This window comes from Candidatus Acidulodesulfobacterium acidiphilum (assembly GCA_008534395.1).
In the GTDB taxonomy this organism is placed as follows: Bacteria; SZUA-79; SZUA-79; order Acidulodesulfobacterales; family Acidulodesulfobacteraceae; genus Acidulodesulfobacterium_A; species Acidulodesulfobacterium_A acidiphilum.
Window position 1 is genome coordinate 1 of the sequence record SHMQ01000013.1, and the last position, 21,600, is coordinate 21,600.

At 36.0% G+C, this 21,600-nt stretch carries 19 protein-coding genes; 1 reads left to right on the forward strand and 18 read right to left on the reverse strand.

Annotated features, from left to right (window positions below; translation table 11 throughout):
• Nucleotides 1–288 precede the first annotated feature (288 nt).
• Nucleotides 289–714, forward strand: coding sequence for an Hsp20/alpha crystallin family protein (locus EVJ48_05510; protein RZV38951.1), 426 nt, complete (start codon nucleotides 289–291; stop codon nucleotides 712–714).
• Between the two features lie 27 nt (nucleotides 715–741).
• On the opposite strand, the gene ftsY is transcribed toward EVJ48_05510, so the two are convergent.
• The 18 genes from ftsY to EVJ48_05600 form a co-directional block, all read right to left on the reverse strand.
• Entirely contained in the window at nucleotides 742–1,653 is a 912-nt protein-coding gene (gene ftsY, locus EVJ48_05515) for a signal recognition particle-docking protein FtsY (protein RZV38952.1), read from the reverse strand.
• 56 nt (nucleotides 1,654–1,709) lie between these two features.
• Complete coding sequence (gene smc, locus EVJ48_05520) at nucleotides 1,710–5,339, reverse strand: chromosome segregation protein SMC (protein RZV38953.1); 3,630 nt, start codon at nucleotides 5,337–5,339, stop codon at nucleotides 1,710–1,712.
• A gap of 15 nt (nucleotides 5,340–5,354) precedes the next feature.
• Nucleotides 5,355–6,101: an RsmE family RNA methyltransferase gene (locus tag EVJ48_05525; GenBank protein ID RZV38954.1), complete on the reverse strand. Its 747-nt coding sequence runs from the start codon at nucleotides 6,099–6,101 to the stop codon at nucleotides 5,355–5,357.
• A 15-nt stretch (nucleotides 6,102–6,116) separates the two neighbouring features.
• The gene (locus tag EVJ48_05530) at nucleotides 6,117–6,713 is read right to left on the reverse strand and encodes a DUF502 domain-containing protein (GenBank protein RZV38955.1); all 597 of its coding nucleotides are present in this window, start codon (nucleotides 6,711–6,713) and stop codon (nucleotides 6,117–6,119) included.
• Between the two features lie 179 nt (nucleotides 6,714–6,892).
• Nucleotides 6,893–7,765: a dTDP-4-dehydrorhamnose reductase gene (gene rfbD, locus EVJ48_05535; protein RZV38956.1), complete on the reverse strand. Its 873-nt coding sequence runs from the start codon at nucleotides 7,763–7,765 to the stop codon at nucleotides 6,893–6,895.
• A gap of 9 nt (nucleotides 7,766–7,774) precedes the next feature.
• On the reverse strand, nucleotides 7,775–8,785 hold the full coding sequence (gene rfbB, locus EVJ48_05540) for a dTDP-glucose 4,6-dehydratase (protein ID RZV38957.1): 1,011 nt from the start codon (nucleotides 8,783–8,785) through the stop codon (nucleotides 7,775–7,777).
• 30 nt (nucleotides 8,786–8,815) lie between these two features.
• Nucleotides 8,816–11,062: an LPS-assembly protein LptD gene (locus tag EVJ48_05545; GenBank protein RZV38958.1), complete on the reverse strand. Its 2,247-nt coding sequence runs from the start codon at nucleotides 11,060–11,062 to the stop codon at nucleotides 8,816–8,818.
• Nucleotides 11,059–12,366, reverse strand: coding sequence for a bifunctional folylpolyglutamate synthase/dihydrofolate synthase (locus EVJ48_05550; protein ID RZV38959.1), 1,308 nt, complete (start codon nucleotides 12,364–12,366; stop codon nucleotides 11,059–11,061). The genes EVJ48_05545 and EVJ48_05550 overlap by 4 nt, the downstream gene beginning before the upstream one ends.
• Nucleotides 12,359–13,201 carry an acetyl-CoA carboxylase carboxyltransferase subunit beta gene (locus EVJ48_05555; protein ID RZV38960.1) on the reverse strand — a complete coding sequence of 281 codons (843 nt, stop codon included), beginning with the start codon at nucleotides 13,199–13,201 and terminating at the stop codon, nucleotides 12,359–12,361. Before EVJ48_05555 ends, EVJ48_05550 begins: the two co-directional genes overlap by 8 nt.
• A gap of 3 nt (nucleotides 13,202–13,204) precedes the next feature.
• On the reverse strand, nucleotides 13,205–14,023 hold the full coding sequence (locus tag EVJ48_05560; protein ID RZV38961.1) for a tryptophan synthase subunit alpha: 819 nt from the start codon (nucleotides 14,021–14,023) through the stop codon (nucleotides 13,205–13,207).
• Nucleotide 14,024: 1 nt separating this feature from the next.
• Nucleotides 14,025–15,236, reverse strand: a complete 1,212-nt coding sequence (gene trpB / locus EVJ48_05565) for a tryptophan synthase subunit beta (GenBank protein ID RZV38962.1) — start codon at nucleotides 15,234–15,236, stop codon at nucleotides 14,025–14,027.
• On the reverse strand, nucleotides 15,223–15,912 hold the full coding sequence (locus tag EVJ48_05570; protein RZV38963.1) for a phosphoribosylanthranilate isomerase: 690 nt from the start codon (nucleotides 15,910–15,912) through the stop codon (nucleotides 15,223–15,225). The genes trpB and EVJ48_05570 overlap by 14 nt, the downstream gene beginning before the upstream one ends.
• Nucleotides 15,913–15,937: 25 nt before the next feature.
• The gene (gene trpC / locus EVJ48_05575; GenBank protein RZV38964.1) at nucleotides 15,938–16,768 is read right to left on the reverse strand and encodes an indole-3-glycerol phosphate synthase TrpC; all 831 of its coding nucleotides are present in this window, start codon (nucleotides 16,766–16,768) and stop codon (nucleotides 15,938–15,940) included.
• Nucleotides 16,769–16,792: 24 nt separating this feature from the next.
• Nucleotides 16,793–17,833, reverse strand: a complete 1,041-nt coding sequence (gene trpD, locus EVJ48_05580; GenBank protein ID RZV38965.1) for an anthranilate phosphoribosyltransferase — start codon at nucleotides 17,831–17,833, stop codon at nucleotides 16,793–16,795.
• A gap of 22 nt (nucleotides 17,834–17,855) precedes the next feature.
• The gene (locus EVJ48_05585) at nucleotides 17,856–18,422 is read right to left on the reverse strand and encodes an aminodeoxychorismate/anthranilate synthase component II (GenBank protein ID RZV38966.1); all 567 of its coding nucleotides are present in this window, start codon (nucleotides 18,420–18,422) and stop codon (nucleotides 17,856–17,858) included.
• Between the two features lie 101 nt (nucleotides 18,423–18,523).
• A complete protein-coding gene (locus EVJ48_05590) occupies nucleotides 18,524–20,059 on the reverse strand; it encodes an anthranilate synthase component I family protein (protein ID RZV38967.1) in 1,536 nt (511 codons plus the stop codon).
• Nucleotides 20,060–20,161: 102 nt separating this feature from the next.
• Nucleotides 20,162–20,533 (reverse strand): 50S ribosomal protein L17, encoded by a 372-nt coding sequence (gene rplQ, locus EVJ48_05595; GenBank protein ID RZV38968.1) that lies wholly within the window; start codon nucleotides 20,531–20,533, stop codon nucleotides 20,162–20,164.
• Between the two features lie 36 nt (nucleotides 20,534–20,569).
• Nucleotides 20,570–21,580: a DNA-directed RNA polymerase subunit alpha gene (locus EVJ48_05600; GenBank protein RZV38969.1), complete on the reverse strand. Its 1,011-nt coding sequence runs from the start codon at nucleotides 21,578–21,580 to the stop codon at nucleotides 20,570–20,572.
• Between the last annotated feature and the right edge of the window lie 20 nt (nucleotides 21,581–21,600).

The following is a 21,600-nucleotide window of genomic DNA, read 5'->3' on the forward strand; positions in this document are numbered from 1 at the left end:
GTATTACGACGAATCTTTGAATAAAGCTTATGCATGATTAAATTATAAATTCAGCGGCGATATAAAAAATAAAACTAAAATTATAACAAAATAAAATAGATAAAAACAAAAAAAGGACTTATTGGATAAATACCAATAAGTCCTGAAATGCAGATTTAACAAATGGTTCAGGAATTAAATAATATAGTTGACTTTTTCTTTAAGAAACTTGAAAAAAAAAAAATTTATGGTATATTTTAAACAGGAAGTAAAAATATTCAAATATCAAAGAATAAGGAGGTTTGAATTATGAAAAAACTTGTTAAATTTGACCCTTTTTATCCTATTAGGAATGAGATTGAAAAAAGCTTTTTTGACTTTTTTAGTCCTGCGGTTAGAAATACGGCCGGTTATATAGAGCCTGCCGTGGACGTCGTCGAGCAAGACGAAAATATTATCGTAAAAGCGCAAGTTCCGGGAATACCTAAAGAAAATATAGTAATAGAGGTTAACGGCGACCAGCTGACGATAAAGGGCGAACACAAACAGGAAAAGGAAGAAAAAAAAGAAAATTTCTACCGGCAGGAGATTCAGTACGGTTCTTTTTACAGAATAATAGACCTTCCGTCGGAAGTAGACAAAGAAAACGCGAATGCCGAACTTAAAAACGGTGTGCTTGAAGTTACCCTGAAAAAGAGTAAGGCTTTGTCGCCGAAAAAAATTGAGATTAAATAAAATGCATCTGCGGTAATGAATAGACCGTTAAAGCAGATTATCCTTAAAGATTTCGGGGGAAAATTCCGATATGTCATCGGGAGATTCTCCCGTTCCTATAAATCTTACCGGCAAGTTCATCCTGCTTATTATGTCTATTATAATGCCGGCTTTTGCGGAACCGTCCAATTTCGTAACTATAACTCCGGTAATATTTACTATTTCCTTAAACTGTTCTACCTGCACCAAAGAATTTTGCCCTAAACCTGCATCTATAACTATAAAAATTTCGTCCGGTTCGCTGCCGTAAGATTTTGATATTACTCTTTTGATTTTGGCTAGTTCTTCCATCAGATGTTTTTTGTTATGAAGCCTTCCTGCGGTATCTATAAGCAAAATATTATAATCTTGTTCTTTAAATTTCTGGACGGCGTCGTGGGCTACGGACGCCGGGTCTTGATTTTCCTTGCCGGACACGACTTCTATTCCCGTTCTCTGCCCCCAGACCTCTATCTGCTCCTTTCCCGCAGCCCTGAAAGTATCGCACGCCGCTATAATAACTTTTTTGCCCCTGTCTGCGTAATACTTGCCGAGCTTTCCCACGGTCGTCGTTTTTCCTACTCCGTTAACGCCGACTATTATAAAAATATTTTTGTCGTTTCCGTCTTTAATTTCCGGAAATTCAACGGATATTTTATCCCCTACTTCGTCTTTTAATGCCTGTTTTATAATATCGGTAGTCAAGTCTTTATTTTTTGCAAGTCTTTTTTTAACGCTTTCTATTAATTCTACGGCAGTTTTATATGAAATATCCGACAAAACCAGCGCTTCTTCTATTTTTTCGATATCGGCGGCATCAATTTTGCCGGCGCCGAAAATAGAACTTATCTTATTCGATAGTTCCTGCTTAGTTTTTTTAAGGCTTTCACCTAAATTTTTAAATTTTTCGAATATTTTCATTATGTCGCCTCCCGTTTATCTTGTTTTATATTTTCTTAAATATCGCGCTTAACGGCTTAATTCATAGCAACCGACACTATTCCGGAAATACCCGGATGTTTAGAGGTTACGCCGAAAATGTTTTTACCGACTTCCATAGTTTTTTTATTATGCGTTATCATAATTATCTGGGAATAGTTAGATATTTCCTCAATTAATTTATTATACCTTGCGTTGTTGGCAAAATCTAACGGAGCATCGACCTCGTCTATAACGCAGAACGGAGTTTTTTTCGTTAAAAAAATAGCGAATAAAAGGCTTACGGCTACCAGAACCCTTTCGCCCTGAGATAAAATATTAATTCCGGTAAATTTCTTTCCCGGTATCTGGACGTTTATTTCCATTCCCTGAGTTTCTTCGGCATCCGCTTCTTTTTCATTTAATTCGGGTTTTTGGCTCGCTTCAAATTCTATTTCTTCCGAAACCTTAGAAACTACGCTTAATATATCTGCGTTTCCGCCTCCAAACAAAAAAACGAAAAGCTCTTTAAATTTTTGCCTTATATCGCTCATGCTTGATTTAAATTTTTCTTTGGACACTGCATCCAATTTTTTAATAATACCGTTGAGCGTTTCGATTGAGTTTTCTAAGTCTTTTTTCTGTTTTCCAAGAAAATCGAAACGTTCCAGCGCCGTTTTGTATTCTTCGGCGGCATTCATATTTACGTTGCCTATTTCTAGAATTTTTACCGAAAGTTGTTCTATATTTTTTTTAATATTATTATCGCTTAAATCGGCTATGCCGTCTATAAAAATTTTATCTTCTTCGGAAAGTCCGCCGGCTAAACGGACTGCGGCACTATTTGAATCTATTTCGGCAAGTTTTTCGTTATTAATATTTATATAAGCCTGCAAAGAGTTCTGTTTTTTTTCTATATCAGACTTGCGTTCGTTTGCTCTTTCAATATCCTTTTCGGCTGCCGAAATCTTTTCTTTTAAAGATTCTAATTTAGCTTCGGACTCTTTAATAAGAATGTCGGCTTCTTTAACCGATAAATTAAGAGCCTCGATGTTTTTTCTTTTTGCGGACAAATCTTCCGATGCGGCATTAATCTCGCGAGCATATTTTTCGTTCTGTTCGCGCAATGAGTTAATCCTTTTATCGTAATTCGACAGGTTGTATTCCAAGTCTTTTATCTGTTTTTTTAAAAAATTAATATTCTGTCCCGCCGAGTTAATCTCTATCCTTAAAGCAGTTTCTTCCTCTTTGATTTTTTCAATATCTTTTTCCGCAGCCGCTAATTTTTGCTCTTCTTCATTTTTTGCGGCATTTTTTAATTTATACTCGCTTTCCAATAAAATTATTTCGTCCTGCAATTCCTCTTTTTCCCCGTATTCGTTCTGTTTTTCTTTTTCTAAGTTTGCAGATTCTCTTATTAATATATTGTATCTTTCTTTTGATTTTTCGACTATGTTTTTAATATGCTTCAGGTCGCTTTCGATAGCAAACCTCGCCATTTCCAAAGCCCTGATTTTGCCGCTTATCTTTTCTTTATTTTCCTTATGTTCTTTAATTTTGGACTGAACGGAAGCCAAAGAGGTTTCTATCGATTTAAGTTCCTCTTTTTTCACCGATTCTAATGCGGAATATTCGGACAGTTTATTCTTATTTATAAAAAGATTTGCTCCGTCGTCGTCTTTATCTTTTCCTGCCGATATAAAACCGTCCGACGTAAATATCGACCCGTCATCCGTTATTATATTAACTTCAGGAAAAAAATTATTGCGCTCTATATAGTCTAAAATTTTATTTTTGTCTTCGCAGTAATAAAAATCTTTACCTATATCCTCAAACGATATATTTTTATAATTTAATTTAATTTTTTCTTTTATCGGAACAAGGTTTAACTCTCTGCAAACTTCGCATTCTAAGCCGCCGTTTTCGGAATCGTTTTTATTTTTATTTTTTCCCGGAATAAAAATTTTAATTTTTCCTCTTTTATCGGCGTTAATGTATTCTATCGCCTTCCTTGCGTAGCCGATATTATCTAATATAACCGTTTCCACGGCATCTCCGAAACTCGCCGCCGCCGCATTTTCAAAACCGGGTTCGATTTCTATCGCGTCGTATAAAGGGAATGTCTCGTAGTCTTTTTTTGATTTAAGAAAATCTTTGACGCCTTCGGAAAATCCTTCCCTGTTTCCGATAAACTCTTTAAGTTTAGTTATTTCAACATTAACTTTTATAAGCTCTTTTTCTAAAGCGTTTTTTTGGGAGAAATATTCATTGAATTCTTTGTCTAACCTTATAAGTTCGGCTTCGTTATCCGAATATCTCTTTTTAACGGTTTCGGCGGACAGTTCGTTATCTTTTAAATCCAAGTTTTTTTGGCTAAAAGAAACTTCCGCATCTTTTAATTCTGCGGAAATTTTATCTGCGTTATTTTGCGTTTCTATAATTTTTGCTTCTATGTTTTTAATATTTTTATCTATAAAAATAATTTTGTTTTTTCCGTTTTGCGATTTTTCGATGATATCTAAAATCTCGTCTTCGATATCCGCAAGGATACCTTTGGCTTTCAGCATAAACTCTTTTTTTTCGGAAAGAGATTTTGCCGTTATATTTAATTTTTCGTTAAGGTTTTTGAAATTAGATTCGTCGTTCAAAAGTTTTTCCTTCAACCCCGTCAATTTTTCGGCGTTTCTTTTGCGTGATTCGTCCTGCTCGTCCGCTTCTTTGGTTTTTTTTGTTATTTCTGATTCCATATCTTTAATTTTTATTTCTAAATATTCTATATCGGAACCAAGCTTTGCAAGTTCTATCAAGCGACTGTTTTTTTCGTTTGCCGCTGTTTTATAAGTTTTTTCTATATCGTCAAACGAAGTTTTAGCATCGGTTAGCATGTCTAATAAAGAAGCGATGCGCGCGCCCGCTTCCGCAAGCTGAGCCGAATAAATTTCAAGCTCGGACTTATACTTTTCTATATCGGAAATTATTTTATTTTTCGACCTGAAGTACAATACGTATTCATAACGGTTTTTTTCGGTTTCGGCGAGCCGGTATTCTTCTAATTTTTTAGCCGATTTCTCCAAATCTTCGAGACGGCTTTCGACTTCGCCCAGCAGATCGCCTATTCTTAAAAGATTATTGACGGCGGCCTCAAGTTTTTTAGAAGCCGATTTTTTCTGGATTTTATATTTGGTAATTCCGGAAGCTTCTTCAAAAAATAAACGTAATTCTGCCGGCTTAAAATTTAGCAAAGAGTTAATTTTATAGGAATCTATTATGGAATAATGTTTCGATAAACCGCTTTCGTTAAAAAAATCTAAATATTCTCTGTACGGAACGGAAATCCCGTTTATTTTATACTCGGTTTCTTTGTTTTTAAAATGCCTGCGTTCAACCATTATTTCCGAAAAATCTTTATATTTAAAACTTCCGCCTGCGCTGTTTTCAAAAACGCCCCTGCACAAAGCGACGGATGAACCGTTTCTTATGTTTGAGCCGTGGAATATTATATCGTTCATGCTTTTCAATCTTAATTCTTTGAGGTTCTGCTCTCCGAGAATAAATCTTACGGCATCGACGATATTGGTTTTTCCGCATCCGTTAGGACCGACTATTACGTTTATACCTTTATCGAAAGGTATTCTTATTTTATCGGGAAATGTTTTAAAACCGAAAAGCTCTATATATTTAAGATGCATAATATACTAAAATTTTTAATACGAGTAGCATATTAAATTGGAAACCGAATAAATAGAAGCGGTAAAAGTACTCATGATGTAATCGGTCAACTTAACCTGCGTCAATCCGTATTTTTTGGAAAGTTCTAACTCGGATACCGAAAAATCGCCTTCGGGGCCTATGAAAATTCCCATAGAAATATCTTTTTTGCTAAAATCAAAAGATTCTAAATATTTTTTAAGATACAAGTCTGCCTGAGGAGCAGCTATAAGTTTGACGCCGTAATTTTCGGTCGCTTTAAATGCGTCTTCTAATGTTTCCGGTTCTTTTATCTCCGTAGAAAAATTTTTTCCCGCAATTATCATGGCGCCTTTAGAAATCTTATCCCATTTAGACATCTTTGAGCTTATCTCTTTCCTGTTTTTTAAAGTTATCGACCTTTCGGTTATAACGGGAATCACGGCGCATATTTCAAGCTCGCAAATCCTGGCTATTAGCTGATCCATAATATGTGAAGTAATCAAAGGCAAAAAAATGTTTATTTTATGTCCGTCTTCCGTATACCTATCTACCGACAAGAGTTCTAACGTTACGCTTCTTTTGCCTATTGCTATAATTTCTGCGGAAAATACAGATCCTGCGCCGTCGTAAAGCAAAATTTTTGAACCGGCTTGTTTCCTAAAGGCTTTAATATGCGAAATTATAGACTCTAAAACTATTTTTTTTCCCGAAATTTTGCCGTCTGCTTCTATTTTTTCTTCGATAAAGAATCTGTTATGCATTTTTCGTCAAAATTTTTATAAGCTATCGGGAAAAGCTATTCCGGCCGAAAGAACTATCTGGATACCCTGTTCTACTTTTAATCCGGTATCTATCACGTCTTCTTTTTTTGCTATAATATTCATTCCAATATATAAATGGTTAGTAGGTATATATACTACCGCATATTCGTCTTTGCCTCCGGTTTTTATTCCGGTAGCGGAAGTTAAAAAGCCGTATATAAATTTATCGTCGTTATATTTTACCAAAACGAATTTTTTAAATGAACTCTTGCCGGGAGAAAAAATATCTACCCACTGTTTCGTAGATTTATAAAGTAAATTTACTACCGGAATTTTTAACATTACGTTTTCGTAAAAGTTTATAATAGACCTTCCCGCTAAATTCGTAATAAGATAACCGGAAGCTAAAATTAAAATAAGCAAAAGTATTAACCCTATGTCCGGTATATAAATATGAATATAATTTTCGAGAAAAACGGAAAACGGATTAAAAATAAGGTTTATTTCCTTTAACAGCCAGACTATTATAAAAATAGTCAAAGCTCCCGGAATGACCACAGTTAAACCAGCAAGAAACCTGCTTCTTATTTTAGACAAAAAAGTTTTACCCATTAATTTTATGACATTTATTTTTTAAAAAATTAAAGCGCTTTCACTATTATTAAGAAAGCGCTTTAAAATAGTTATAAAATTATATTTATGCGGCGTCATAATTTAATTCCGGCACCGCCACAAAATGGCCTAAATTTACTGCTTTTATTATATATATTATATATCTTAATTTCTATTTTTCAAACAATAAAGTATCCTATGTCGTTGCAATATTTTTTTAAAGCGTCTTTCCACGACCTTAATTCAATTCCGTAATCTTCCTTAATCTTGGCGTTATCAAGCACGCTGTAAACTGGTCTTTTCGCCGCTCTTGCCGATTTATCGGAACTTACGGGAATGATCTCGCAGTTTGTCCTTTTAAAAACATTTACTATTTCAAGGGCAAACTTATACCACGTCGTATGTCCGTCGCTTGAATTAGTCAAATGATATATTTCGTTTTTCGAGTTATCCTTTATAATTATTTCGGATATTGCATAGGCTATGTCTTTAGTGTACGTCGGGCTGCCGAACTGGTCGTCTACGACTTCTATTTTTTTCTGGCTGTCGGCTAATTTTAGAATAGTATTTACGAAATTTTTCCCGTTTTTTCCGTAAAGCCAGGAAGTACGCAGTATTATATAGCTTGCGCCGGAATTTTTTAAAGATTCCTCCCCTCTCAGCTTAGACGAGCCGTATTCGTTTATCGGGTTAGTCACGTCGTCTTCATTATAAGGCGTTCTTTTTGAACCGTCAAAAACATAATCGGTGCTGATATGAATTATTCTGGCGCCGGTGTTTAAAGCCGCATCGGCTAAGTTTTGCACACCGACGTTATTAACGGCGTCCGCCAGCTCTTTATCAGCTTCGGCTCCGTCCACGTTAGTATAAGCCGCGCAATTAACGATATAATCCGGCTTGAAACTTTCGACGGCTGAATTAACCGCTTCCGAATTTGCAATATCCAAATTTTTTGAGTTAAAATTTTTGATTAAAAAGTTAACGCCTTTTAGGGCGGCATTTACGTCGATACCGAGCATGCCGGTCGAACCAATAAGGGCAATTTTAAGCATAATCAAACCTCATCTGTTTTCATACATTTTTTTATAATATTCTTTATAATCGCCGGATAATATTTTACGCCACCAGTTTTCGTTGTTTACATACCAGTCTATTGTATCGTCAAGACCTTTTTCGAGAAAATACTCCGGCAAAAAACCCATATTTTTATTTATTTTTGAAAAATCCATAGCATATCTTCTGTCGTGCCCTAATCTGTCTTTGACGTATTTTATTAAAGAATGCGGTTTATTGAGTTTATCGAGTATATATATAATTATATCTATATTTTTAGTTTCGGCATTGCCGCCTATATTATAAACTTCTCCAAAATCCCCTTTTTCTAAGACTAAGCATATTCCTTTCACGTGGTCTAAAACGTGTATCCAGTCTCTTACGTTTTTACCGTCGCCGTAAAGAGGAATTTCTTTATCGTTTAGAGCGTTTATTATTGTTAAGGGTATTAATTTTTCAGGAAACTGATACGGCCCGTAATTATTAGAACAACGCGTAATTAAAACCGGCATATTATAAGTGTGAAAAAACGACATGACAAGCATATCTGCGGCGGCTTTTGAAGCGGAATAAGGGCTTCTCGGCGACAAAGGAGTTTCTTCGGTAAATTTTCCGGCGTCTCCTAACGATCCGTAAACTTCGTCGGTAGAAATTTGCAAAAATTTTTCTACTTTATGTTTCATAGACAACTCAAGAAGATTTAACGTTCCTTCGACGTTAGTCCTTGTAAAAATAGAAGGTTCCAGAATAGACCTGTCGACGTGGGATTCAGCCGCAAAATTTATTACGAAGTCTATTTTATTTTCGTTAAAAATTTTGGACAAAGTCTGCTTGTCGGCAATATCAGTTTTATAAAACCTGTAATTTTCGGTATAACCTGCAAGATTTTCCGGATTTGCGGCATAGGTTATGCTGTCTATGTTTATAATATCTACGTCTTTTCGATTATCCAAAATATAACGTATAAAATTAGCCCCTATAAAACCGAACCCCCCCGTTACCAGATACGTCTTCTTCATAAAATTTATCTTACCTCCTTTCGTAAATTTTTAAAAACTATTGCTGAATCCCGGGCCGCTCATAGATAAACCTGAATTAGCCGCTCCGGGCGAAATCATATTGCCGAAACCGTATGTGCCTATTCCCCTTAAAATTAAACCGAAAGAAAAAGCCCATTGATGAAAATACGGCAGATTCATATAATTTGCAATAAAACCTATACATCCGGTTTGATATAAGACGCCTATTGAATTAGATATATCTTTATGAACAGTCAAATCTATATTTTCCGTCGTATTAACGCTGAAACCGCCGATTATATTTAAATTAGCCGATAAACTGGCATAAGACAAAGTGTTCAGGTCGGTTATAGCGGACGTCGTCTGCGGAAAAAGATTTGCGTTAGTCGAATTAAACATATTTAAAGCCGATATATACCCCTGGACGTCGTTTATTTCGGTGTAGCCTATGCCGAAAGAATCTTTTCTAAAATCGGTAATTTGCGAGTTTATATTATAATCGTGAAATATATAATTATAATCGTCGTAACTGGCGTTGCCGAAAAAATACAGATTGGAAATCGGATGTACTTTAATTCTCGTTATAATATCGGAATTTGCATTATCGTAATTAAAATAATTAACCGGATTAATAAAATTTCCCGAAATAGAATGGTACTGGTATAAACTTAATCTCAGCAAATTGCTTATGCCTTTATCGTTATAACCTTCTAAATTAAAATTTAATCCGTATTTAAATGCGCTTTCCTTTGGAATATAATCCGTCTGGTCGATTAACGGAAGACCCGACTGATTAACAGGCTTTACAAGATTATAATTTAAATAAGGAGTTAAAAAAGCTAAATAACCTGCGTTGTTTTTAGGAGAAGTCAAGTAATTATTAAACAGGGTAGTATTGTCGTCTATAGAAGCATAATAAATCTGTCTGTTCTTGTCAGTCGAAGAAACGTCGTTATAGCCGTCCGTTATATTAAAATAGCCTGTATCCCTCACTCCTATCCTCGGCGTTATATGAACTCCTTTTATTATATTTAAAGGCATATAAACCGAAGGGTAAACATCCAACCTTTCATCGTTTAAGTATGCCGGACTCCTGAAGACGTCAAAAGAAGAATGCAGATTGAAATATAAAGGATTATTAAAAAATTTACCGAGTTCGGACTGTCCGTCTAAAGAAAAAGCAGGATACTCGTTCACCGTAGCGTAGTTTGGAATAAACAGGTTATCGAGCCTCAGGAAATTCATTCTCGCCGAATAACTTTGAAAATCGTAAGTAGCGGAAAAATTAGAAGACAGCCTGTTTTTCGTCATCTGATAAACGCTTGTAGAAAAATCTGAATAAAACGCATTATCGGAAGGAATGTTAAGATTAGTCTTAACCGCAAGTTTACCGAAAAAATCTATATTATGCGAAAACAGCAGATAGCGCGTTAAGCTTGGGGACTTAGAAAGGCTTTTTTGGTCGTCGTTCTCGTGCATATAAAAACCGTAAATAGAACCGTGCGAGTATGGATTTAGGCTGTATCTGTATTTTAAAGAGTTGCCGTATCCTAAATAGCTGTAATAATTAAGTTCGTAGGTTAAATCCTGCGAACGTCCCAAGTCGAAATAATAACCTTCTCCTGCCTGATAACCAGTAAGAGAGCTGTATCCGGCGGTAGGTATTAAAAGCCCCGAAGATTTTTTGGTTTTAATAGGCGTAACCATAAAAGGAAAATAGAGGATAGGAACGTTATGGATATAAAATATAGAATTATAAGAATAAGCATAACTGCCTTCGTAAATATCGCAAAAGGAAGAATAAAGTTTCCATGAAGGCGGATGCATTTTACAGGAAGTTAAATATCCGTCTTTGACCTGATAAAAACCTTTTCCTTTATGATAAATTTTTTTGCCGTAAACGTAAATATTTTTGTCGATGTAATGTATATGGGTATTATAAGTAGTTCCTATGCGGCTTTTTAAATAAACCTTTATTTTTTTGGCCTTAGTAACCGTTCCCTTTGAATTTACTACGACGCGCCCGACGGCGACGGCGTAACCGGTTTTAAAATAATAGACTACTTTTTCGGCTTTGAGAATAAATTTTTTTCTCGTTATTATAACGTCGCCGGTAAAAGTATATGTATGATTATGTTTATTATAAACTACCTTATCGGACTTTATGTAAATAGGAACGGCTTTGCTATTAAGAGCATTGGAATTATTAACGCTTAAAACAAAAACTATTATAAAAAACGCAATAAAAAAGTATAAGCAAAATACTGTTTTTTTCATTTATTTATCGAGCCTTTCGTCAATTTTTTAAATTCCCCTATCAAATAAAGAGAACCGCATATCAATATAATATCGTCCGCGCTCTTAATTTTTAATGCGGTTTCAAGAGATTCTTTTATGCCGCTGGAAAGAAATATATCTTTAAAATATTTATTGTCTAAGGAAATTTTTTTTAATTCTTTAATTTTAAGCGCTCTTTCGTTGTTGCGCAATCCGGTAAATATAATTTTTCCGCCGAGCGTCGAAAGCCTTTTTAAAATCATGTTGTAGTCTTTGTCTTTCATAACGGCAAAAATAGTCACGAAATTATTATTCGGAAAAATTTTCTTTAAAGAAGCGATAAGTTTTTTAATTCCGTCGGGATTATGCGCTCCGTCTAAAATAATATCGTTATTTTTATATTTTATTATCTCAAAACGGCCTTCATTTTTAAATTTAAGAACGGCACTCTTTAATAATCCTTCGTTTAAATTAAATTTAAGAGCCTTAGAATAATATTTAGAAATAATTTCGGCCGCTAAAACAGCCAATTTAAGATTGTCGTTCTGATATAAAGCAAAATTAGGATTTTTTATATTTTTTATATCTATATTTAACCCTTTATACTCGAAAAAAAAACTTTTTTTGATTAATTTTACGGTATCGGACGAAAAAAACAAAGAATTTACGCCTAAAGCGTAATATTGTATAATTTGTCTTATTTTTTTATTTTTTTCTCCGCAAACGGCTATCGAATTTTTTTTTATAATTCCGGCTTTTTCGAGCGCAATTTTTTTAAGCGAATTGCCTAGTATATCTTTATGATCCGCCGATATATTCGTAATAACGGAAACTAACGGCTTTTTAATTATGTTGGTTGCGTCTAATCTGCCTCCAAGACCGGTTTCTATTACTGCAACTTCTACTTTTTTTTCAAAAAAATATTTAAAACATATTGCCGTGGTAAGCTCGAAAAAAGTAGGCTTGCCTATGTTTTTAAAAATATTTTCTTTATTCGTTATTTCATCAAAAAAACTACTAAGCCTTGCAACATCCGAATCGCTAATCGTATCTTCGCCGACTATTATTCTTTCGTTAAAATTATCCAGATGGGGAGAGGTATATAAACCGGTTTTTAAACCGTGTTCTTTTAAAATATAATATAAAAACCTGCAGGTAGAACCTTTCCCGTTAGTTCCGGCTACATGTATTATTTTGAGCTTATTTTGCGGGTTGCCGGCAAAATTCATTAACGCTTCGATTCTTTCCAATCCGAAATCCATAAAAAAATCGTTTAACCCGTTAACCTTGTATAAGCTATTCATTTATGAGAAGCGTCAACAATTTTTTTAAGACTTCACGCAAGTTTTTTCTTTCGACTATCATGTCTATCATGCCGTGTTCCAGAAGGTACTCCGACCTTTGAAACCCTTCCGGAAGGCTTTGATGTATAGTTTTTTCTATAACCCTGGGCCCTGCAAATCCTATTAAAGCTTTAGGCTCGGCTATAATAACGTCTCCTATAGTCGCAAAACTTGCCGATACGCCGCCGGTGGTAGGGTCGGTAAGAACGGAAATATAAGGCATGCCCGTCCTGTTAAATTCGGAAACTAAAGCCACCGTTTTAGACATCTGCATAAGAGAATAAATGCCTTCCTGCATTCTTGCTCCGCCGGAAGAAGTAAATATTATTACGGGAAACTTGTTTTCTATGGCATACCGAAACGTCCTTGCAATTTTTTCGCCCGCGACTCTTCCCATAGAACCGCCCATAAAATTAAAATCAAACACCGAAGCGGCAACGGATATTCCTAGTATTTTACCGATGCCCGAAACAACCGCATCCGAAAGGCCGGTTTTTTCGGTATCTTCCTTAAGTCTTTCTTTATATTTTTTTGTATCTACGAAATTAAGAAGGTCTTGAGGCTTGATATCGTCGAATAATTCCTGAAAACTGCCCTCGTCGAATATCATTTTTATTCTTTTTTCGGCTTCTATCCTGAAATGATAGTTGCATTTGGGACATACCTCAAGATTTCTTTCCAACTCTTTTTTATATATAATTTCGCTGCAGCTTGGACATTTAATCCATAAACCCTCGGACACCTTGCCAGGCTTACTTTGTTCTTTTTTACCGTTTTTTGATTTAAATAAAAGCATAGATTATAAAACCGACCTTATATCCTTCGAAAATTCCGCTATTTTCTTTAATATAAGCTCTTTATCGTTAATATTGTCTTCTATAAACTGAATTATGCGCGAACCTATTATTATTGCATCGGAATGTTTTGCGATATCTTTTGCCTGCTCCTTCGAAGATATGCCGAAACCCACTCCGACGGGAAGAGCTGTTATTTTTTTAATCTCTTTAACATTTGACTTGACGGTTTCCGGAAGATTTTTTCTAGCTCCCGTAACGCCGGTTACGCTGACGTAATATACGAAGCCTTTCGCATATGACAGAACTAGACGCATTCTGTCCTTATCGGTAGTAGGCGCAAGCAGAAAAATCTGATATATATTTCTATCTTCTATATATTTAGTAAATTCTCCGCACTCTTCCGGCGGCAAATCCACTACAAGAACGCCTTCTACGCCGGCTTCTTCGGCTCCTTCCGCAAATTTTTCGCCCATTACGAAAACCGGATTATAGTATGTAAACAAAATTACCGGAATGTCCTTAAAATCTTTTAAGCGTTTTATAAAATTGAATGCATCTTCCATAGCAATTTTATTCTTCAACGCTCTTTCGTACGACCGCTGTATTACCTTGCCGTCTGCCATAGGGTCGGAAAACGGAAAACCTAGTTCTATTATGTCGGCTCCATTTTCGGCTAAAGTTTTAGCTATATCTAAAGACGTTTCAATATCGGGATCGCCTATTGATATAAAAGGTATAAAAGCTTTCTTTTTTTCTTCTTTCAGTTTTTTAAATACGACGTCTATTTTATTATTATGTTTGAAATTTATATCGTTCCGCATTTTAATTATGCTCGTCCTCCGCACCGCTTTTGACTTTACCAAATTTAGTCGCCGAAAGATACTCCGAAATAGTATGCATATCTTTATCGCCTCTGCCGGAAAGATTTATTACTACGGTTTTACCTTTTATTTCTTTTTTTATTTTTTCTAAATATGCTATTGCATGAGAACTTTCTAAAGCAGGAATAATACCTTCAAGTTTGCAAAGTTTTTGAAAAGCTTTAACCGCCTCTTCATCGGTAACGCTGTCGAAAATAATCCTTTTTTCGTCTGCGAAATAGCTGTGTTCCGGACCTATACCCGGATAATCTAATCCTGCGGCAATCGAATGGGCATCTTTAATTCTGCCGTATTCGTCCTGAAGAAGATAAGTTTTATTTCCGTGAAGTACTCCCGGCTTTCCTCCGGTAATAGAAGCGGCGTGCATTCCGGTTTCTATTCCATAGCCTCCGGCTTCTACCGCATAAATTTTAATCCCGTCATATTTTAAAAACGGATAGAACAACCCTATAGCGTTGCTTCCTCCGCCGACGCAGGCTATTAAAATGTCGGGGAGTTTCTTTAATTGTTTTAATACTTCTTTGCCGATGACCGATTGAAAATCCCTTACTATTAAAGGATAAGGATGGGGTCCGGCAACCGTCCCTATCATATAATAGGTCGTTTGAATATTGGTTATCCAGTCTCTGATAGCTTCGTTCATAGCGTCTTTTAAAGTCTGCGAGCCCGCCTCTACGGAATTTACTTTTGCGCCGAGAAGCTCCATCCTGAAAACGTTCTGTTTTTGCCTTTCCACGTCTTTTTTCCCCATAAAAACTTCGCAGTCTAAGCCGAATAACGCACAAACAGTCGCAGTAGCGACGCCGTGCTGTCCCGCTCCGGTTTCGGCTATAATACGCTTTTTGCCCATTCTTACGGCAAGCAGAGCCTGTCCGATAGTATTGTTGATTTTATGCGCTCCGGTATGGTTTAGATCTTCGCGCTTAAGAAATATTTCGGCGTCGTAAACCTTGGATAGTCTCTCTGCAAAATAAAGAGGGCTCGGTCTTCCTACATAATTTTTCAGGTAATATTTAAAATCTTTAATAAATTCTTTATCGTTTCTTATCTTTTTATAAAATTTTTCAAGTTCTATTACGGCAGGCATTAAAGTTTCGGAAATATATCTTCCGCCGTATTCGCCGAAGTGACCGTTGTCGTCAGGCAATTTCATCCGCCACCCTCCTGAGGTTTTGAAAAAATAAACTCATCTTATCTATATTCTTTTTGCCGGGAAAAGATTCTATTTTTGAAGAAAGATCCAAACCGTATGGCTTAACTGACTTAACTATGCTTTCCACGTTTGTTTCGTCTATTCCGCCTGCTAAAATTATATCGTTCATATTTAAACCGTTAAGTAAATCCGTACTTACCCTTATGCCCGTTCCGCCGAACTTGCCGCCGTCTGCGGAAGCATCTATCAGAACGCTAACGCCGGCTTTTTTATATAATAAAATTTTATCGACATCGTCTTTAGTTTTAACGTGCACGGCTTTTATTATAAATTTTTTGTCTATGCCGAGCTTTTCTATATATTCTACCGGCTCGTTTCCGGACAGCTGAACCAGGTCTATATCGGCATCTTTAATAATTTTTCTTAGTTTCAAAGGGTCTTCGTTAACAAAAACTCCCGCAACTATAACATTTCTTTGTGCCGATAAAAATTTTTTTACGGCATTTTCGCTCAGCCTGAGGTCTTCTATTAAAAATTTAGCATCTTCAGGCCGTATGTATCTCGGCGATTTATCGTAAAAAATAAAACCTATAGCGTCCGCCCCCAGCCTTAATGCTTGGCGGGCATCCGCCGCATTAGTCAATCCGCATATTTTAACGCTTGGAATATCAGCCATAATTCCCGTAATCCATAATGTTCGTTTACTGGATATAATCGTTATCCAAGGAATACGGCGACAGAAAATTTTTTAACGTTTCGGCGGCATTTGAGGAAACAACCAGCGCTTCGCCGACAAGAAAGGAGTTTACTCCTCTTTTCATAAGCATCTCGATATCGTTCCTGCCGTTAATTCCGCTTTCGGCTACGATAAGTTTTCCGACAGGTATTCTTTCGGCTAAATTAGCCGTTTTAAATAAATCCGTTTTAAACGTTCTTAAATCCCTGCTGTTTATTCCTATAATTTCGGCATTATATTTATAAGCAATTTCCAACTCGCCTTCGTCCGATATTTCGGTAAGGACGTCTAACGAAAGTTCGTCTGCAAGTGCAAGCAATTTTTTATATTCCGGTTCTTTTAACGCTTTAATAATCAATAAAATAGCGTCCGCTCCGATTAATTTAGATTCAAAAACCTGGATTTCGTCTATAATAAAATCTTTTCTCAAAACGGGAAGGCTTACCTTATCCCGAACTTTTGCAATATCGGACGGACTGCCCATAAAAAATTTTTTATCCGTAAGAACGGAGATAGCGCTTGCTCCTCCTTCCTCGTAAAGCAATGCAAGCTCTTCGGGTTTATAATTTGCCGAAAGAAGTCCTTTTGAAGGAGATGCCTTTTTAACCTCCGCTATAATACTGCAAATCCGGTAAGAAACGGCCTCTCCGTTAGACCTTGGCTTTAAGGCGTCTTTTAAACTCCTTCTGCCGTTAAAAAAATTTAATGCCTTGCTTTTATAAGCAGATTCGTCTATGGACGACTTAAATTTTTCTACTTCTTTCTTCTTTTCATTTAATATGTCGTCTAATATCATCGTTATATTTTTATATTCTATTATTTAAGCATTAGTTACTTCTATAAGATTTTGCAAAGCCTTTAACGCCCTGCCGGATTCTATAGAATTTCTCGCCTCTTTAAAAGCGTCGTTTAAATTATCAGCTTTACCGGCAACTATAATTGCAAAACCTGCGTTTAAAATTGCGATGTCTGTTTTAGGACCTTTTTTGCCTGTTATTATATCATATAAGATTTTTGAATTTTCGGCAACAGATAAAGATTTAAAGTGTTCTTCGCTAAACAACTCAAAACCGTATTCTTCGGGGTTAAATTCAAAATATTCAACTTCCCCTTTATCGTTTAATTTATAAATATCGGTCACCGAGGACAGACTTATTTCGTCCATTCCGTCTCTGCCGTGAACTACGAATGCCTGATCAATGTTTAACAGCTTCAACGCTTTTATAACTTTTTCGGACAGGTCTCCGGAATATACTCCCATTATCTGTCTTTTTGCGCCAAAAGGATTCGTAAGAGGGCCAAGTATATTAAAAATCGTTTTAAATCCCAATTCTTTCCTGACCGGCGCCGCATATTTCATTGCGGAATGAAATTTAGGAGCAAATAAGAAACCTATATTTGCATACTCTATAGACTCGATTACCCGTTCTGCTTCCAAAGATATATTAACGCCAAGTTCCTTAAGGACGTCCGCGCTGCCGGATTTAGAAGATACCGCATAATTGCCGTGCTTTGCAATCTTTACGCCTGCGCCTGCCGCAATAAAAGCAGAACACGTCGAAATGTTAAACGTATTCTTGGAATCTCCTCCGGTTCCGCACGTATCCACCAAGTTTTTTTTATATTCTTCGCCGATGCCCGCAGATGACGACAGGGCATTTTCTCTCATAGCGATTGCCGCTCCGGCAATTTCTTCGACGGTTTCGCCTTTTATTTTTAGAGAGGTCAATAACGATGCTATCTGCGCTTGCGTAAGCAGGCCTTTTAATATTGCGTTAAATATTTCGTAAGATTCATCCCTTTCTAAAGAATAGCCGGAAGCCGCTCTAAGCAGTATTTCTTTTATTAACTTTTCTTCCATAAAATCTCAATATATTACATTTTTAAACAGATAAAAAATTATTTATTAACTGTTTGCCGTGAGAGGTTAGAATAGATTCGGGATGAAATTGAACTCCGAATACTTTATAACCTTTTACCTCTATCCCCATTATTTCGTTATCGCCTAAACTTATGGCGGTAACCTTTATAGCCTCAGGCACTTTTTCTTTATTAATTACAAGCGAATGATACCTCGTCGCTTCAAAAGGGCTTGGTATTCCGCCGTATATTATCGAAGAATCGTGTTCGATGGCGGAAACTTTGCCGTGCATTATGTTTGCGGCGCGTATTATTTCGCCGCCGAATGCATATCCTATGGCTTGATGGCCTAAGCATATTCCAAGTATCGGTATTTCTTTATAGAAACTTTTAATAACGTCGACTGTAATTCCGGCATATTGCGGAGATTTAGGCCCCGGAGAAATAACTATTTTTTCCGGCTTCATCTTTGCGATATCGGAAACGTCTATAGCGTCGTTTCTGTATACGACGGTATCGTAGTTTAGTTCGCCTATATACTGCACTATATTGTACGTAAAAGAATCGTAATTATCTATTATTAGTATCATTTTAATATATTATATCGAAATAATGCCGTTGTCAAAGTATTCTTTAACCTTTAATTCTGTATTGAAAAAGATGTCAGATAATTTTACGCCTTTTTTATAATTCAGCTAAACCTTTCAACCATCTTTAACGCAGTTATTAAATGCTTTAATTTGTTTTCGGTCTCGGCAAACTCGTTTTCCGGGGTTGAATCGTAAACTATACCGCCTGCCGCCTGTATGTAAGCTGAATCTTTTTTAAATAGGGCGGTTCTTATAGTTATGCAGAATTCCATCCTTTTGCATAAACCTTCTTCTAAAAAACCGAAATAACCTATTCCCCCGCCGTAAATTCCTCTTTTCGATTCTTCTAATTCGTTTATTATTTCCATTGCCCTTACCTTGGGAGCGCCCGTAAGAGTTCCGGCAGGATAAGTCGCCTTTATAAGGTCGAATGCATCCATACCTTTTTTAATCTTTGAAACTACGCTCGTTACTATATGCTGAACATGGGAATACTTTTCTATATACATAAGGTTGCCTATTTTCACCGAGCCTTTTTCGGAAACTCTGCCTATATCGTTTCGGCTTAAATCGACAAGCATTATGTGTTCGGCTCTCTCTTTAGGGTCTTTAAGGAGTTTTTCGGCAAAATATTCGTCTTCTTCCGGGTTTTCGCCTCTTTTTATAGTGCCGGCTATAGGCCGCGTCTCTATAGCGTCTCCTTCCAATTTAACTAAATTCTCGGGTGAAGAGCCGGTAATAACGAAATCGTCTATTTTTAGATAAAACATGTAAGGCGATGGATTTACAATCCTGAGAGCCCTGTAAAAAAGAAAAGGGGCAGGGGGATTTATTATTTTCTTTCTTCTTGAAATTTGTACCTGAAATATGTCTCCGCGAAGTATATACTCTTTTGCCGCTAAAACTTTATTTTTAAATTGTTCGTACTCTATTTCGTCGATAATTTCAAAATTTAATTTATCGTTTCCGTTTGATTCATTTTGTCCGGCATCTCTTTTTTGTATTTTATCGGACAGAGAATTTAATCTTGAAAGAGCGGATTCATATTCTTTTTTAAGTGTTTCTATATTTTTGACGTCTTTAAAAATAAACGACATTATTTTTATAGACTGTTCTATAGCGTCATATACTATGACATCCCTAGGCAGCATAAAAAAAAGGTCGTAAACGTCGGTAACGTCTTTTTTATCTGGAGGGAGTTTTTCGATAAGTCCGCTTATTTCATATCCCAAATAACCAAACAAACCGCCTATAAAACCGTCTATAAGATTATTTTTATAAATATTGAATTTTAAAAGGATTGTTTTTATATAAGAGAAAATATCCTGTTTTATATCGTCTAATTTTATATTTTCAGGATAGTTTATATCTAAGCCGGTTAGATTATCCGTACTCAGCACCTCTTTATATAAACGAAAAGTAAGCGCCGGATTTAGGCAAATAAATGAATACCTTCCCCACCTGCCTACGCCTTCCGTGCTTTCGAATAAAAAAGAATATCTTTCTTTTTTAAATGCGGAAAATATAGATACCGGAGTATCCATATCGCCGCTTATTTCTTTTATAATAGGAATTACGTTGTATGATTCCGGAGTTCTTAAAATATCGTCGTAGCTTAATACCGGCTTAATAGACATAATATGATTATTATAGCATATTTTAATTCTTTAAAATTATTCTTACGCAAAATAAAATAAACCTTTCGATATTATCTTGCGCGGATCTTTAATCTTAAAGAATTACGACTGTTTATCGTCTTTTGAAATAAACTCTATTATGCCGAGAGGACTGGCATCGCCGGCTCTGTAACCGGTTTTTATTATTCTGACGTATCCTCCTGGCCTGTCGATAAATCTAGGTCCAAGGTCTTTAAAAAGTTTGGTCGTCGCTTTTTTGCTTCTTAATCTTGCAAAAGCCAATCTGCGTCTCGCGACGTTATCGGATTTTCCCAAAGTAATAAGCCTTTCTACGTAGCTTCTTAATACTTTAGCTTTAGGCAGTGTAGTCTCGATTCTCTCGTATTCGATAAGAGAAGAAGCCATGTTTCTTAAAAGAGCCGCTCTGTGCGAAGAAGTCCTGTTTAATCTTGTTTTTATTTTTCCGTGACGCATTTTAACCTCTATATATATTTTTTATATATTTTATAATTATTTATCTTTCTTTGCAATATTAGCCGGAATATCAACCTTCATACCAAAACCTAAGCCCATAGTGGACAAAACTTCTTTGATTTCGTTAAGAGATTTTCTGCCGAAATTTTTTGTTCTGAGCATTTCTCCTTCTGTTTTTTGCACAAGTTCGCCAATAGTTTTTATATTGGCGTTTTTAAGGCAGTTTGCCGATCTTACCGACAGTTCAAGTTCTTCGACGGATTTCAAAAGATTTTCGTTTAAATTGCTCTCGTTAATCTTTTCCGTTTCCGGCAGTATTTTTCTTTCATTAGGCATATGGTCTAACTCGCCGAATAAAGAAAAAACGGAAATCTGGTCCTGCAATATAGTTGCGGCAGACCTTAAAGCATCTTCGGGAGTGATGTAGCCGTTCGTAAATATTTCCATTATAAGTTTATCGTAATCTGTAATTCCTCCGACCCTGGCATACGAAACGTCCATAGTCACTTTTTTAACCGGCGAAAAAGATACGTCTAAAGAAATAGTTCCTATCGGAGCTTCTTCTCGCGAATTTAATTCGCTGGGAACGTATCCTCTGCCGCCGGAAACAAGCATTTGTGCTTGAAAACGACCGCCTTTGGATATCGTTAATATCTTTTTATCGCCGTTTACTACCTGAACATTGTGCGGGGTTTTGATATCGGAGGCAAAAACTTCGCCTTCTTTGTCCGCGTCGATATATACCGTTTCCGGCTCTTCCGAATCCATATTAAAATCTATATCCTTTAAATTTAATATAATTTCGGTAACGTCTTCCACTATACCGGGTACGGACGAAAATTCATGGGAAATGCCTTCAATCTTAATTTCAACTATTTTGTAACCGATTATAGAAGATAAAAGTATTCTTCTTAAAGAATTCCCGATGGTTGTACCAAAACCTCTTTCCAGCGGCTCTACAATCATTTTTCCGTAATAGTCAGTATATGTATCTTTATCGAATTCTATTTTCTTTGGCTTAATAAGGGAAAGCCAATTTTTTTTCATATTTCCTCCAAAAAATTTTA

Coding starts and splice junctions, on each gene's coding strand:
- EVJ48_05510 (RZV38951.1), top strand. CDS start 289: ATGAAAAAACTTGTTAAATTTGACCCTTTTTATCCTATTAGGAATGAG.
- ftsY (RZV38952.1), bottom strand. CDS start 1,653: ATGAAAATATTCGAAAAATTTAAAAATTTAGGTGAAAGCCTTAAAAAA.
- smc (RZV38953.1), bottom strand. CDS start 5,339: ATGCATCTTAAATATATAGAGCTTTTCGGTTTTAAAACATTTCCCGAT.
- EVJ48_05525 (RZV38954.1), bottom strand. CDS start 6,101: ATGCATAACAGATTCTTTATCGAAGAAAAAATAGAAGCAGACGGCAAA.
- EVJ48_05530 (RZV38955.1), bottom strand. CDS start 6,713: ATGGGTAAAACTTTTTTGTCTAAAATAAGAAGCAGGTTTCTTGCTGGT.
- rfbD (RZV38956.1), bottom strand. CDS start 7,765: ATGCTTAAAATTGCCCTTATTGGTTCGACCGGCATGCTCGGTATCGAC.
- rfbB (RZV38957.1), bottom strand. CDS start 8,785: ATGAAGAAGACGTATCTGGTAACGGGGGGGTTCGGTTTTATAGGGGCT.
- EVJ48_05545 (RZV38958.1), bottom strand. CDS start 11,062: ATGAAAAAAACAGTATTTTGCTTATACTTTTTTATTGCGTTTTTTATA.
- EVJ48_05550 (RZV38959.1), bottom strand. CDS start 12,366: ATGAATAGCTTATACAAGGTTAACGGGTTAAACGATTTTTTTATGGAT.
- EVJ48_05555 (RZV38960.1), bottom strand. CDS start 13,201: ATGCTTTTATTTAAATCAAAAAACGGTAAAAAAGAACAAAGTAAGCCT.
- EVJ48_05560 (RZV38961.1), bottom strand. CDS start 14,023: ATGCGGAACGATATAAATTTCAAACATAATAATAAAATAGACGTCGTA.
- trpB (RZV38962.1), bottom strand. CDS start 15,236: ATGAAATTGCCTGACGACAACGGTCACTTCGGCGAATACGGCGGAAGA.
- EVJ48_05570 (RZV38963.1), bottom strand. CDS start 15,912: ATGGCTGATATTCCAAGCGTTAAAATATGCGGATTGACTAATGCGGCG.
- trpC (RZV38964.1), bottom strand. CDS start 16,768: ATGATATTAGACGACATATTAAATGAAAAGAAGAAAGAAGTAGAAAAA.
- trpD (RZV38965.1), bottom strand. CDS start 17,833: ATGGAAGAAAAGTTAATAAAAGAAATACTGCTTAGAGCGGCTTCCGGC.
- EVJ48_05585 (RZV38966.1), bottom strand. CDS start 18,422: ATGATACTAATAATAGATAATTACGATTCTTTTACGTACAATATAGTG.
- EVJ48_05590 (RZV38967.1), bottom strand. CDS start 20,059: ATGTCTATTAAGCCGGTATTAAGCTACGACGATATTTTAAGAACTCCG.
- rplQ (RZV38968.1), bottom strand. CDS start 20,533: ATGCGTCACGGAAAAATAAAAACAAGATTAAACAGGACTTCTTCGCAC.
- EVJ48_05600 (RZV38969.1), bottom strand. CDS start 21,580: ATGAAAAAAAATTGGCTTTCCCTTATTAAGCCAAAGAAAATAGAATTC.